The organism is Ancalomicrobiaceae bacterium S20, from assembly GCA_040269895.1.
Classification (GTDB): Bacteria; Pseudomonadota; Alphaproteobacteria; order Rhizobiales; family Ancalomicrobiaceae; genus Methyloraptor; species Methyloraptor flagellatus.
In genome coordinates this window covers 3,756,135-3,768,217 of the sequence record CP158568.1, presented here as the reverse complement: position 1 = coordinate 3,768,217, position 12,083 = coordinate 3,756,135, and the positions used below count along the sequence as shown (strand labels likewise).

At 70.7% G+C, this 12,083-nt stretch carries 11 protein-coding genes; 5 read left to right on the top strand and 6 right to left on the bottom strand.

Annotated elements, in window-relative coordinates; translation table 11 throughout:
* Positions 1-30: 30 nt before the first annotated feature.
* Positions 31-597, bottom strand: coding sequence for an FMN reductase (msuE, locus tag ABS361_17080; GenBank protein XBY43770.1), 567 nt, complete (start codon positions 595-597; stop codon positions 31-33).
* A gap of 267 nt (positions 598-864) precedes the next feature.
* Between msuE and ABS361_17075 the strand changes: the two genes are divergently transcribed.
* The 4 genes from ABS361_17075 to ABS361_17060 all read left to right on the top strand — a co-directional run bounded on the left by ABS361_17075 (position 865) and on the right by ABS361_17060 (position 4,752).
* Positions 865-1,107 (top strand): DUF3297 family protein, encoded by a 243-nt coding sequence (locus ABS361_17075; GenBank protein ID XBY43769.1) that lies wholly within the window; start codon positions 865-867, stop codon positions 1,105-1,107.
* 179 nt (positions 1,108-1,286) lie between these two features.
* Positions 1,287-1,802 (top strand): YaiI/YqxD family protein, encoded by a 516-nt coding sequence (locus ABS361_17070; protein XBY46926.1) that lies wholly within the window; start codon positions 1,287-1,289, stop codon positions 1,800-1,802.
* Positions 1,803-2,029: 227 nt separating this feature from the next.
* Positions 2,030-3,010, top strand: a complete 981-nt coding sequence (locus tag ABS361_17065; GenBank protein XBY43768.1) for an ABC transporter substrate-binding protein — start codon at positions 2,030-2,032, stop codon at positions 3,008-3,010.
* An 83-nt stretch (positions 3,011-3,093) separates the two neighbouring features.
* Positions 3,094-4,752 carry an iron ABC transporter permease gene (locus ABS361_17060; protein XBY43767.1) on the top strand — a complete coding sequence of 553 codons (1,659 nt, stop codon included), beginning with the start codon at positions 3,094-3,096 and terminating at the stop codon, positions 4,750-4,752.
* Between the two features lie 16 nt (positions 4,753-4,768).
* Here the strand turns inward: ABS361_17060 and ABS361_17055 are convergent, their stop codons facing one another.
* From ABS361_17055 to ABS361_17035, 5 genes are all read right to left on the bottom strand, one after another.
* Entirely contained in the window at positions 4,769-5,833 is a 1,065-nt protein-coding gene (locus ABS361_17055; protein XBY43766.1) for an ABC transporter ATP-binding protein, read from the bottom strand.
* Between the two features lie 181 nt (positions 5,834-6,014).
* Positions 6,015-6,533, bottom strand: coding sequence for a sarcosine oxidase subunit gamma family protein (locus ABS361_17050; protein ID XBY43765.1), 519 nt, complete (start codon positions 6,531-6,533; stop codon positions 6,015-6,017).
* On the bottom strand, positions 6,526-9,480 hold the full coding sequence (locus tag ABS361_17045; protein ID XBY43764.1) for a sarcosine oxidase subunit alpha family protein: 2,955 nt from the start codon (positions 9,478-9,480) through the stop codon (positions 6,526-6,528). Before ABS361_17045 ends, ABS361_17050 begins: the two co-directional genes overlap by 8 nt.
* Positions 9,477-9,749, bottom strand: coding sequence for a sarcosine oxidase subunit delta (locus ABS361_17040; GenBank protein XBY43763.1), 273 nt, complete (start codon positions 9,747-9,749; stop codon positions 9,477-9,479). Before ABS361_17040 ends, ABS361_17045 begins: the two co-directional genes overlap by 4 nt.
* Positions 9,750-9,759: 10 nt before the next feature.
* Positions 9,760-11,013, bottom strand: coding sequence for a sarcosine oxidase subunit beta family protein (locus ABS361_17035; protein ID XBY43762.1), 1,254 nt, complete (start codon positions 11,011-11,013; stop codon positions 9,760-9,762).
* Between the two features lie 99 nt (positions 11,014-11,112).
* Here ABS361_17035 and ABS361_17030 point away from each other — a divergent pair, with 99 nt between their 5' ends.
* Positions 11,113-12,075 (top strand): GlxA family transcriptional regulator, encoded by a 963-nt coding sequence (locus ABS361_17030; GenBank protein XBY43761.1) that lies wholly within the window; start codon positions 11,113-11,115, stop codon positions 12,073-12,075.
* Positions 12,076-12,083 lie beyond the last annotated feature (8 nt).

The window sequence follows — 12,083 nt, the reverse complement described above, 5'->3', positions numbered from 1 at the left end:
CTTGGTCAGCACTGCTTGTCGACCCTCGCGTCAGGCGGATTTGGCGAGCGCGCGGGCGGCCCGTCGGGAGCCGAGCACCTCCGCGAGCTCTTCCGCCGCAGCACCGATCCGCGCCACGAGGGCGGTGTGGCTCGGCTGGTAGTCGAGGAAGTCGCGCTCGGTCGCGTAGACGCCGGTCGGGACGACGGCGGCGCCGAAGAACCCGAACAGCGGCCGCAGGCCGTGATCGATCGCCAGCGAGTGCCGCTCGCTGCCGCCGGTCGCGGCGATCAGCACAGGCTTGCCCTGCAGCACCTTGGGATCGACCAGATCGAACAGATGCTTGAACAGACCGGAGAAGGTGCCCTTGTAGACCGGGCTCGCCACCACGAGCGCATCGGCCGCTACGATCGCGTCGAGCACGGCCGCGAGCCGGGGCGGCGCCAGCCGCGGGTCGAGCGTGGCGCCGAGCTCGGGGCCGAGACCATCGAGATCGTGGATCTCGACGTCGATCGGCCGCCGCAGCGACACGTCTGAAATCAGGGTCTCGACCAGCGCGCGGGTCCGAGAGGGCCGATGGGTGTTGCCGGCGATGCCGACGACGAAGGAGCGGGACATGGGAAGGCCTCGATGGGGGAGCCGCCGGCGGTGTCCGGCCGGCCACGATCGAAGCGTGCAATATCCGACTTATCAGGTCGACATTCTGGTTTCCGTTGTTCGGCGTGTCGCGAGAAAATTTTGCCGCCGAATTGCAGGAGAGGTTCGGGATCGCCGGCCGCGACCTGCGTTGGCGATCTTCGTCGCAGGCGTGCTGCCCTGTTGGCAGCGCCCGATCCTGTCGCTATTGCTCCGGGCTCGAAGTTCACTGACGAGGAAGCATCGATCATGGCCGATACCCCGCCCGACCGTCTGTCCGTCGACCCGGCGAGCCCGTTCTACGACGAGGCCCTGCTCGCCCGCGGCATCGGCATCCGCTTCAAGGGCGTCGAGCGCACCAACGTCGAGGAATATTGCATCAGCGAGAACTGGGTGCGCATGCCGGTGCCGACCGCCAAGGATCGGCGCGGCAACCCAATGGTGCTGAAGCTGACCGGCCCGGTCGAGGCCTGGTTCAAGGACGACGCGTGAGCGATCCGGACCGGCCGGCGCGCGAAGAGACCGTGCCCGAGGTGCCGGCGCCCGAGGTGCCGGCGCCTGAAGTGCCGGTGCCCAGCGTGCCGGCGCCCGGCGTGTCGGTGCTCGATCAGGCGGCACCGGCGCGCCCTACCTCCGCGGACCCGACCTCCGCGCGCCCTGCCTTCAAGCGGTTGCCGCCGCGTTTCGGCGGGCGAGGTCCCGTCGGAGGCGGGGCGCGCGAACGGATCGAGATCCTCGTTGACGGCGACGCCTGCCCGGTCAAGGACGAGATCTACAAGGTTGCCGGCCGCCACGGCATCGCCGTCGCGGTGGTCGCCCATGGGCACATCCGCGTGCCCGCCGAGCCGCTGATCCGCTTCGTGCGCGTCGCGGAGGGCTTCAACGCCGCCGACGACTGGATCGCCGAGCGTGCCCGGCCGGGCCTGATCGTCATCACCACCGACGTCCCGCTCGCCCATCGTGCGCTCGGCGCCGGTGCGGCCGTCGTGCAGCCGACCGGCCGCATCCTCGACGAGGCCTCGATCGGCATGGCGCTGGCGACCCGCGATCTGATGGAGGATCTGCGCTCCGGCGGCGAGCAGACCGGCGGCCCGCGCCCGTTCTCGACCCGCGACCGCTCGACCTTCCTGTCCGCGCTCGACACGGTGATCATGCGGCTGAAACGGGCAGGGCATCCGGCCGCTTGAACCGCCGATGTCGACGCATGGCCGACATGACAGCGCGACACCGAACTGTCACGTTGATTTCATCGGCCGGGTCTAGAGCAGGATGCGTTCAGGTGACGCCACCGGAACGCTGAATCACTGCTCTAATTCATTGATGGAGCACGATGCCTTCAGACGGACGTGCGAGACGCGTCCGTCTGAAGGCATCGTGCTCTGGTCAGGCGGTCGTCAGACCCAAGGAAACCGTCATGCTCGATCGGCGCGCCGTCCTCGCCCTTCTCTTCCTCATCGCAGCGTCGCTTCCGGCCGAGGCCGCGGGCGGCAAGCTCGTCGTCTACACGAGCCAGCCGAACACCGACGCCCAACAGACGGTCGATGCCTTCAAGGCCAAGCACCCTGATGTCGACATCAGCTTCGTGCGCGACGGCACGCCGCGCGTGCTCGCCAAGCTGCGCGCCGAGATCGCCGCCGGCCAGCCGCAGGCCGACGTGCTGCTGATCGCCGACAGCGTCACCATGGAAGGCCTGAAGAAGGAAGGCCTGCTCCTGCCCTACAAGACCGAGGCGACCGCGCCCTATCCGGCCGGTACGCACGATCCGGACGGCGCCTGGTTCGGCACCAAGCTGATCACGACCGGCATCGTCTACAACACCAAGGCGCCTATGAAGCCGGCGTCCTGGTCGGATCTCCTGAAGCCGGAGGCCAAGGGCCAGGTGCAGATCCCCACGCCGGTCACCTCCGGCGCCGCGATGATCCATACCGTGACGCTGACCGCCAACCTGCCGGCCGGCTGGGGTTACTACAAGGATCTCAAGGCCAACGGCGCGGTCGCGACCGGCGCCAACGGCGATGTGCTGCGCGCGGTCTCGGGCGGCGAGAAGCTCTACGGCTTCATCGTCGACTTCATGCCGATCCGCGAAAAGGCCAAGGGCGCGCCGATCGAGTTCGTGTTTCCGGCCGAGGGCGTCTCTGCCGTGACCGAGCCGGTCGCGATCCTGAAGTCGAGCAAGAATCCCGAGGCGGCCAAGGCCTTTGTCGATTTCCTGCTGTCGGCCGAAGGTCAGGCGCTGACCGCGAAGCAGGGCTATGTCCCGGCGCTGCCGAGTGCGCCGCTGCCGGCCGGCTATCCGGCCCGCTCGGCGATCAAGGTGATGCCCTTCGATCCGGCCAAGGCGCTCGCCGAGGAAGCCGCCAACAAGAAGAAGTTCCAGGACATCTTCGCCGAATGAGTGGCGGCGCGGCGGCCACGGGGACCGCGCTGCCGGCGTCGTCCACGACCCCGGCACGCCGCGGGCCGACGAGCGAGCGCGTCGTGCTGGCCGTCACCGTCGCGCTCTTCGCGGCGGTCGGGCTCGTGCCGGTGCTGCGGCTCGCCGATGCCGCGCTGCGGCCCGCCGGCGTGTTCGACGCCGCGCCCTTCCTTGCCGAAATCGCGACCCGGCGCGCCGCCCTCGCGCTCAGGCACAGTCTGGAGACCTGCCTTCTCGGCGGCTTCGGCGCGCTGGTGATCGGCGGGCTGGTCGCGCTCGCCGCCGCGCTGACCGACGTGCGCGCGGTCCGGCCGATCGCGTTCCTCTATGTCCTGTCGATGCTGATGGCGCCGCAGGTGACGGCGCTCGCCTTCCTGACCGCGACCGGCCCGTCGAGCCCGCTGCTCAACAGTCTCGGCCTCGCGCCGGCACCGGGCAGCGCCAATCCGCTCACCGGCCCGGCCGGGATCATCGCGCTGCTGGCGCTGCATCATTCGCCGCTCGTGTTCATCCTGCTCCGGACCGGGCTCGCCAGCATCCCCGGCGACGTGATCGAGGCGGCGCGGATCTCTGGCGCGCGGCCGACGCGGATCGCGCGCACGATCGTGCTGCCGCTGATGAGACCCTATCTCGCCGCTGCCGCGGCGCTCGCCTTCGTCGCCTGTGTCGGCAATTTCGGCATTCCGGCGCTGCTCGGCATCTCGGTCAACTATCTGACGCTGCCGACGCTGATCTATGTCGAGATCAGCTCGGGCGGCCCGGCCGTGCTCGCCGACATGGCGGCGCTGTCGGTGGTGATGGCGGTGATGACGCTCGCCGGGCTGGCGGTCGCGGGCCTGGTCGCGCCGGGCCGGGCGACGCGCATCGCGCCGGGGGCGGGGCTCGGGCGGCCGTTCCGGCTCGGGTCCTGGCGCCTCCCTGTCGAGGCCGCGCTCTGGCTCCTCGTCGCGATCGTGTTCGTGCTGCCGGTCGCCTCGCTGGTGACCACCGCCCTCGTGCCGGCCTATGGCGTGGCGCTGACCTCGACGACGTTGACGCTCGACAATTTCGTCGAGGTGCTGGCTCGTCAGAAGGTGACCGTCCGCGCGCTCGTGAACTCCGGCCTCTATGCCGGGCTCGCGGCGGCGCTGCTGGCGCTCGCGGCGATCCCGGCCGCCCATGTGCTGGAGCGGCGCGGTGGCCGGCTGAAGGCGATCGCCGAGACGCTGATCGAGCTCCCTTACGCGCTGCCGGGCATCGTGCTCGCGGTCGCGACGATCCTCCTGTTCCTGAAGCCGCTGCCGCTCGTCGGCGTCAGTCTCTACGCGACGCCCGCAATCATCGTGGTCGCCTATCTGATCCGCTTCGCGACCGTCGCGCTCAAGGCCCCCGCCGCCGCCATGGCGCAACTGCCGACCGACATCGAGGAGGCCGCGCGCATCGCCGGGGCCGGCTACGCCCGCCGGCTCTGGACCATCGTCGCGCCGCTGATCGCGCCGGCAGCGGTGGCCGGCGCCTTGGCTGTGTTCCTGACCGCGTTCAACGAGCTGACCGTCTCGGCGCTCCTGTGGTCGGCCGGCACCGAGACGCTGGGCGTGGTGATGTTCAATCTCGAGGATGGCGGCTACGCGACGCTCGCGGCCGCCGTCGCGGTGGTCTCGATCGGCGTGATCGCGGTGGCGATGATCGGGCTCGATCTCTGCGCCAGCCGGCTGCCGCGCCGCGTCGTCCCTTGGCGGTGAGCGGGCGGCCCGTGGCTCACGCCTCGGGCAACACCCAGGCATCGCGGACCGCAAGCGCGACCTCCGTGCCCGACGCGGTCGGCTCGGGCCGGTCGAACAGCAGCCGTTGGCCATCGGCGAGCACCGCTGCGGTCTCGAACGCCGCACCGCGATAGATCTGCCCAGTCACCGTCGCCCGGAGAGCGTCGGCCCCTCCGGCCGCGATGGCGGTCACCGCCTCCGGTCGGACCAGCATCGTGACGCGTTCTTCCGCGGGGAGCGCATCGGCGCGGGCAGACAAGGTGCAGCCGGCGACCGTCACCGGCACGCGGCCGTCGGCGAGCGGACCGGCGACACGCGCCTCGATCAGGCTGCCGCGGCCGATGAAGCCGGCCAGCGCGCGGTTCGCCGGCTTGGCGTAGATCTCGACCGGCGCCGCCGCCTGCACGATGCGGCCTTTGTCCATCACGGCGACGGTCGTTGCGAGCGCCAGCGCCTCGGCCTGATCATGGGTCACGTAGACGAAGGTGCGGCCGAGCGAGCGATGCAGATCGGCGAAGGTCGCGAGCATCGTGTCGCGCAGATGGACGTCGAGATTGGCGAGCGGCTCGTCGCAGAGCACGATCGAGGCGTCCTGCACCAGCGCCCGGGCGAGCGCGACGCGCTGGCGCTGGCCGCCGGACAGCGTCTCGGGCAGGCGGTCGTCGAAGCCGACGAGGCCGACGCGCTCCAACATGGCGCTCGTGGCGCGCGCGATCTCGGCGCGCGGCCGGCCGGCGATCTCCAGCGAATAGGATACGTTGCGCGCCACCGTCTTGTGTGGCCACAGCGCATAAGACTGGAACACCATGCCGACGCCGCGCCGCTCCGGATCGAGCGCGCGGTGGCCCTCGGCGACCACGCGGTCGCCGAGCCGGATCGTGCCGGTGTCGGGGTGTTCGAGGCCGGCGATCAGGCGGAGCAGCGTGGTCTTGCCGCAGCCCGAGGGTCCGAGCAGCGCGAGGAAGGCGCCGGCCGGCACCTCGAGACTGACGTCATCGACCGCGGCGCTCGGCGCGGACGCGAAGCGCTTGGTGATGTTCTTCAAGGTGATCGCCGCCATCGGATCCTCCGCCGGGCTTCTGTCGACGGTTTCCATGACGGTTCTTTGACGCCGGCGCTAAAGCAAGGCCCGATCGGAGCGAACCGCTCCGATCGGAAAAGGCTCGCCTCGCCGAGGGCAGGCGAGCGGTATCCGATCCAGTCTGATCGGCTGCCGCTCTACAGTGCCTTGCCGGGATGCCTCACGCGCCGAGTTCGTGCCAGAGGTCGGCCGCGAAGCTGCGCGGCACGACGAGTTCGAAGGCATCCGCACCCGTGCGGGTCAGATGCACCGAGACATGCCGGAACAGCGCATTGGCCGACGCTCCGACCGGGAAGGCCGCGCGCGTGAGATCGACGCCGATGCCGGTCGCGAGCAGATCCTCCGCGCCCGGTCCGTCGAGACCGATGCGCAGGCGGCCGTGGCTCTGGTCGAACACATGGGCGAGGTCGGTGATCGCCGCCGCGCGGGCGCGGCCTTCGTCGAACGACAGCGCGGCATCGCCGACCAACAGCCATTGCCCCGGCCCGTTGGGGCGCACGGCATGGCTGCCGCCGTCGCCGAGCGCGGCCAGCCGTTCGGCCGGCACCGTTGCGCCATGGCGGGCGACGACCTGCAGTACGTGGCCCTCCGCGAGCGGCGTCAGGCGGACCCGCCGGCTCGGGAGATCGACCGGTGCGTGAGCGAGCGCCGTGGCGGGCGCGAGAACCGTCTCAACCATGGAGCCTCTCCCCGGTCGGGTCGACGAAGACCGGTGCGACCAGCCGCGCCGGCGTGCGGGTGGCGGCGAGGCCGTTCCAGACCACGACCTCCTCGCCATGGCGGGCGCTGCCGCCCCGGACCAAGGCGAGCCCGATGGTCGAGCCGACGTGCGGCGAATAGAGCGCGGAGGTGACGTAGCCCTGGTCGTTCTCCAGCGTCTCTGTGTCGCCGACGCGGAGGATGTGGGCGCCGGCCTTGAACCCGTCGGCCGGGTCGAGCGGCACCACGCCGACGAGCTGCGGCCGGTCGGCCGCGTTGAGGCCCTCGCGATCGAGCATGTGCTTGCCGATGAAGTCGGGCTTGGTCGCCGACACCATGCGGCCCATGCCGAGGTCGGCCGCCGTGACCGTGCCGTTGATCTCGGCGTGGGTGACGTGGCCCTTCTCGACGCGCAGCACCCCGAGCGCTTCGGTGCCGTAGGCGGTGATGCCGTCACCCGCGCCCGCCGCCATGATCGCGTCCGCAACCGCCTCGCCCCATCCGGCAGGCACCGCGAGTTCGTAGGCGAGCTCGCCCGAGAATGAGATCCGGAACAGCCGTGCGGGCACTTTGCCGCCGAGAAGCGTCACCTCGCGGGCGGCCATGAACGGGAAGGCGGCGTTCGAGAGATCGGCATCGACGAGGCGCGCGAGGATGTCGCGCGACTTCGGCCCCGCGATCGCCATCTGCGCCCATTGGTCGGTGACCGAGACGAAGGCGACGTCGAGCTCCGGCCATATCACCTGCGCGCAATATTCGAGATGCGCGAGCACCGGCCCGGCCATGGCCGTGGTGGTGGTCATGATGTAGCGGTCCTCGGCGAGCCGGCTGGTGGTGCCGTCGTCGTAGACGAAGCCGTCCTCGCGCAGCATCAGACCGTAGCGCGCGCGGCCGACCGGCAGCTTGGCGAAGCCGTTGCAATAGACGCGGTCGATGAGCGTCGCGGCGTCCGGCCCGGCGATCTCGATCTTGCCGAGGGTCGAGACGTCGCAGAGGCCGGCGCCGGCGCGGACGGCGAGCGCTTCGCGATCGACCGTCTCGCGCCAATGCGTCTCGCCGGCGCGCGGGAAATGCGACGAGCGCATCCAGAGCCCGGCCTCGACGAACACCGCGCCGCACTTTTCCGCCCAGCCATGCAGCGGCGAGCGGCGGATCGGCTGGAACGCCATGCCTTTCGAGGGGCCGGCGAGCGCGCCGAACGACACCGGCGTGTAGAACGGCCGGAAGGTCGTGGTGCCGATCTCGGCCGGGCTGACGCCGCGATCCTCGGCGAGGAGGCCGATCGCGTTGATGTTGGAGAGCTTGCCCTGGTCGGTCGCCATGCCGCTCGTGGTGTAGCGTTTGGCGAGTTCGACATGGTCGTAGCCCTCGCGGACCGCGAGGCCGAGATCCGCGACATGGACGTCGTTCTGGAAGTCGACGAAAGCTTTGCCTTTCGCGCCCTTCACCCGCCACAGCGGCCTCACCGGCGCCGCGTCCCAATCGCCTTCGACCGCGCCGAAGACGGCGGTCCGGGCGGAGAGACCGAGGTCGGCGAGCGCGGCTTTCGCCATGGCCGCGCCGCCCTCGAGACAGCCGGCGAGCGTCATGGCGCCCGCAGCCGCGCCGGTGACCGGCAGCGTGTTCGCCGGTGCGAGGAAGGCGCCGAGCCGGTCGTCCCAGACCGGCCGCGCGCCACGCTGGCAGGCGAGATGGATGCGCGGGCTGAAGCCGCCCGACATGGCGAGCGCGTCGGCCTCGATCGTCTCGATCCGGCCGCCGGCCGCGATCCGGATCGCGGAGAGCCGCTTGCCGCCGATCGCGTCGAGCACCGCGGCGCCGGCGAAGCTGCGATGTGCCGCATTGTTTGCCGGCGCAGTATCGCGGGAATCGGCCAGGGCGACGACCTCGACGCCGGCGGCGCGCAGGGCCGTCGCGGTCCGGGCACCGGCCGCGGAATTGGCGAAAACAGCGACCTTCGAACCGATCGCGACCCCGAAGCGCCGCGCATAGGCGACCGCCGCCTCGGCCGTGACGACACCCGGTCGATCGTTGCCGCCGAAGACGAGCGGGCGCTCCTCCGCTCCGGTCGCCAGGATCGCCCGGCGCGGCGCAATGCGCCACAGCCGCTCGACCGGTGCGCCGGGAAGAGGCACGGCGCCATGCGGCGTCACGCGCTCGACCGCGCCAAACACCATGTCGTCGTACCAGCCGAATACGGTGGTGCGCGTGAGCACGCGGACATTCGGCAGGCTCGCCAGCTCCGCGACCGTCGCGGCCAGGAACGCGGAGGCCTCGACGCCGTCGATCCGCGCCGTCTCGTAGAGCAGCGTGCCGCCGGGCTCGTTGCCTTCGTCGGCAAGGATCACCTGTGCGCCGGCGCGCCCGGCGGTCAGCGCGGCGGCGAGGCCGGCCGGGCCGGCACCGATGACGAGCAGGTCGCAATGCGCCCAGCGCTTCTCATGGGGGTCGGGATCGCTGCCGTAACCCGCCCGCCCGAGGCCGGCCGCGCGGCGGATGAACGGCTCGTAGAGCTTCTCCCAGGTGACCTTCGGCCACATGAAGGTCTTGTAGTAGAAGCCGGCCGACAGGAACGGCGACAGGAGACCGTTCAGCGCGCCGATGTCGAAGTCGAGTGACGGCCAGCGGTTCTGGCTCTCGGCGACGAGGCCGTCATAGAGCGAGACCATGGTCGCGCGGCTGTTCGGCTCGCGCCGGCCGCCGGTGCCGATGGTCAGGAGCGCATTGGGCTCGGCCGAATTCGCCGTCACGACCCCGCGCGGCCGATGGTACTTGAACGAGCGGCCCATCAGGAACCGGCCGTTGGCGAGGAGCGCCGAGGCGACGGTGTCGCCGGGGTGGCCGACATAGGTCTCGCCGTCGAAGCTGAAGCCGAGGCGCTGCGTGCGGTCGATGCGGCCGCCGGAGGCGAGGCGATGGGCGGTCATGCGCTCGCTCCCTCATGGGCGCTCGCATCGACGACCGAGAGGACCTCGTGCGTGGCCGTGTCGCGCGTCGCCACCAGCCAGCGCCGGCAGCCGGCGATGTGGTGCCAGTGTTCGGCGTAAGGGCCCTTCGGATTGTCGCGCAGGTAGACGTGGGCGAACCACGCCCCGGCCCCTGCATCGGGCGCCGGGCGCGCGAGCGCGGCGCCGCGGACGGAAAACTCTTCCCTCGGACGGGCGCCGCAGTGCGGGCAGCGGATCAGGCTCGCCATGGTCTGGCCCTCAATGCAGGTTCGGCTGGGCGCCGACGCCCTTTTCGTCGATCAGGTAGCCGCGCGCGAAGCGGTCGAGCCGCATTTGCGCGGCGGTCGGATGCGGCGCGTCGCGCGCGATCAGATGGGCGAAGCAGTAGCCGGAGGCCGGCGTCGCCTTGAAGCCGCCGTAGCACCAGCCGGCGTTCAGGTAGAGGTTGTCGATCGGCGTGCGATCGATGATCGGCGAGCCGTCCATCGACATGTCCATGATGCCGCCCCAGGAGCGCAGCATCCGGAGCCGCGACAGGCTCGGGATCATCGCGACCCCGGCCTCGGCGACATGCTCGACCGTCGCGAGATTGCCGCGCTGGGCATAGGAATTGTAGCCGTCGATGTCGCCGCCGAAGACGAGCCCGCCCTTGTCCGACTGCGAGACATAGAAGTGACCGGCGCCGAAGGTCACGACCGTGTCGATGAACGGCTTGATGCCTTCCGAGACGAAGGCCTGCAGCACATGGCTCTCGAGCGGCAGGGTCAGGCCGGCCATCTTGGCCGTCACCGACGAATGGCCGGCGGTCGCCAACGCGAGTTTCGTCGCGCCGATGAAGCCGCGGTTCGTTTCGACGCCCGCGATGCGGCCGTCGGCGCCGCGGCGGATCGCCGTCACCTCGCAGTGCTGGATGATGTCGACGCCGTGCGCATCCGCGCCGCGCGCATAGCCCCAGGCGACCGCATCATGGCGCACGGTGCCGCCGCGCGGCTGGAACAGGCCGCCCTTGATCGGGAACCGCGCATTGTCGAAGTCGAGGAACGGCACCATCGCCCGAACCTCGTCGCGGTCGAGCAACTCGGCGTCGACCCCGTGCAGTCGCATGGCGTTGCCGCGCCGCGTATAGGCGTCGCGCTGGCCGTCGGTGTGGTAGAGGTTCAGCACACCGCGCTGCGACACCATCGCATTGAAGTTGAAGTCCTGCTCCAGCCCCTCCCAGAGCTTCATCGACAGCTCGTAGAACGGGTTGTTGCCCGGCAGCAGGTAGTTCGAGCGGATGATCGTCGTGTTGCGGCCGATGTTGCCGGAACCGAGATAGCCCTTCTCCAGCACCGCGACATTGCGGACGCCGAACACCTTCGAGAGATAGTAGGCCGTCGACAGGCCATGCCCGCCGCCGCCGACGATGACGACGTCATAGGCCGGCTTCGGCGCCGGCGCGCGCCAGGCGCGCGACCAGTGCTTGTTGCCGCGGAGGCCGTTCAGGAACACCGAAAGGGCGGAATAGCGCATGGGCGAAGGGCCGCTCGGGCGAGGGACGATGGTCGCAGTGTGGGACGGGATCGGGCGAGCGGCTTGCTCCTATGGGACATGAGCTTGTAGATTTGAGCCATGCAGGCCTCCCGCTTCCCTGACGACCGCTCGATCGCCACGATCGGCTTCGTGCTCCTGCCCGGCTTCGCGCTGATGTCCTATGCGGCGGCGACCGAGCCGTTCCGGGCCGCCAATGTCATCGCGGGGCGGCCGCTGTTCCGGGTCCGGAATTTCGGCGAAACGCGCGAGGTCGCCGCCTCGTCCGGCGCCACGGTCGTGACCGAGGCACTGCCGGGGCGGGGCGACGGGCTCGCGGCCGTGTTCGTCTGCGCCGGCGGCGGACCGGCGGACTGGCATCGACCCGCGGTCCATCAGGCGCTGCGCCGGCTCGCCGGCGAGGGTGTCCGGATCGGCGGCATTTCGGGCGGGCCCTACCTGCTCGCCGCCGCCGGCCTGCTCGCGGGGAAGCGCTTCACCATCCACTGGGAACATGCGCCGGCCTTGAAGGAGGCGTTTCCGGACCTCGATCCGGTGCAGGCGCGCTTCGTCATCGATCGCGACCGGCTGACCTGCGGCGGCGGCATCGCGCCGCTCGACATGATGCATGCGCTGATCGCCGAGCGGATGGGCGCGGATTTCGCGCGACGCGTCTCCGACTGGTTCCTGCACACGGAGGTCGGCGCCGGCGAGGGCCCGCAGCGCGCCTCGCTCGCCGAGCGTCACGGCGTGCATCATCCCGCATTGATCGCGGTCATCGAGAAGATGGAGGCGACGATCGAGGCGCCGCTGTCGCGCGCGGCGATGGCGCGTTTCGCCGGCGTCTCCGAGCGCCATCTCGACCGGCTGTTCGCCGTGCACCGCGGCACGACCTTCCTCGCGGACTACCGGCGCATCCGGCTCGACCATGCCGACAAGCTGCTGCGCCAGAGCACGCTGTCGGTGGCCGAGATCGCCTTCGCGACCGGCTTTTCCAGCGCCAGCCATTTCGCCCGTGCCTACGCCGCCGTCTTCGGGCGCAGCCCGCGCGCCGCGCGGCGGTAATTTTTCCT

Bases quoted from the DNA above. Each gene is read 5' to 3' on its own strand.
- msuE (XBY43770.1), bottom strand. From the start codon at position 597: ATGTCCCGCTCCTTCGTCGTCGGCATCGCCGGCAACACCCATCGGCCC.
- ABS361_17075 (XBY43769.1), top strand. From the start codon at position 865: ATGGCCGATACCCCGCCCGACCGTCTGTCCGTCGACCCGGCGAGCCCG.
- ABS361_17065 (XBY43768.1), top strand. From the start codon at position 2,030: ATGCTCGATCGGCGCGCCGTCCTCGCCCTTCTCTTCCTCATCGCAGCG.
- ABS361_17055 (XBY43766.1), bottom strand. From the start codon at position 5,833: ATGGCGGCGATCACCTTGAAGAACATCACCAAGCGCTTCGCGTCCGCG.
- ABS361_17050 (XBY43765.1), bottom strand. From the start codon at position 6,533: ATGGTTGAGACGGTTCTCGCGCCCGCCACGGCGCTCGCTCACGCACCG.
- ABS361_17045 (XBY43764.1), bottom strand. From the start codon at position 9,480: ATGACCGCCCATCGCCTCGCCTCCGGCGGCCGCATCGACCGCACGCAG.
- ABS361_17040 (XBY43763.1), bottom strand. From the start codon at position 9,749: ATGGCGAGCCTGATCCGCTGCCCGCACTGCGGCGCCCGTCCGAGGGAA.
- ABS361_17035 (XBY43762.1), bottom strand. From the start codon at position 11,013: ATGCGCTATTCCGCCCTTTCGGTGTTCCTGAACGGCCTCCGCGGCAAC.
- ABS361_17030 (XBY43761.1), top strand. From the start codon at position 11,113: ATGCAGGCCTCCCGCTTCCCTGACGACCGCTCGATCGCCACGATCGGC.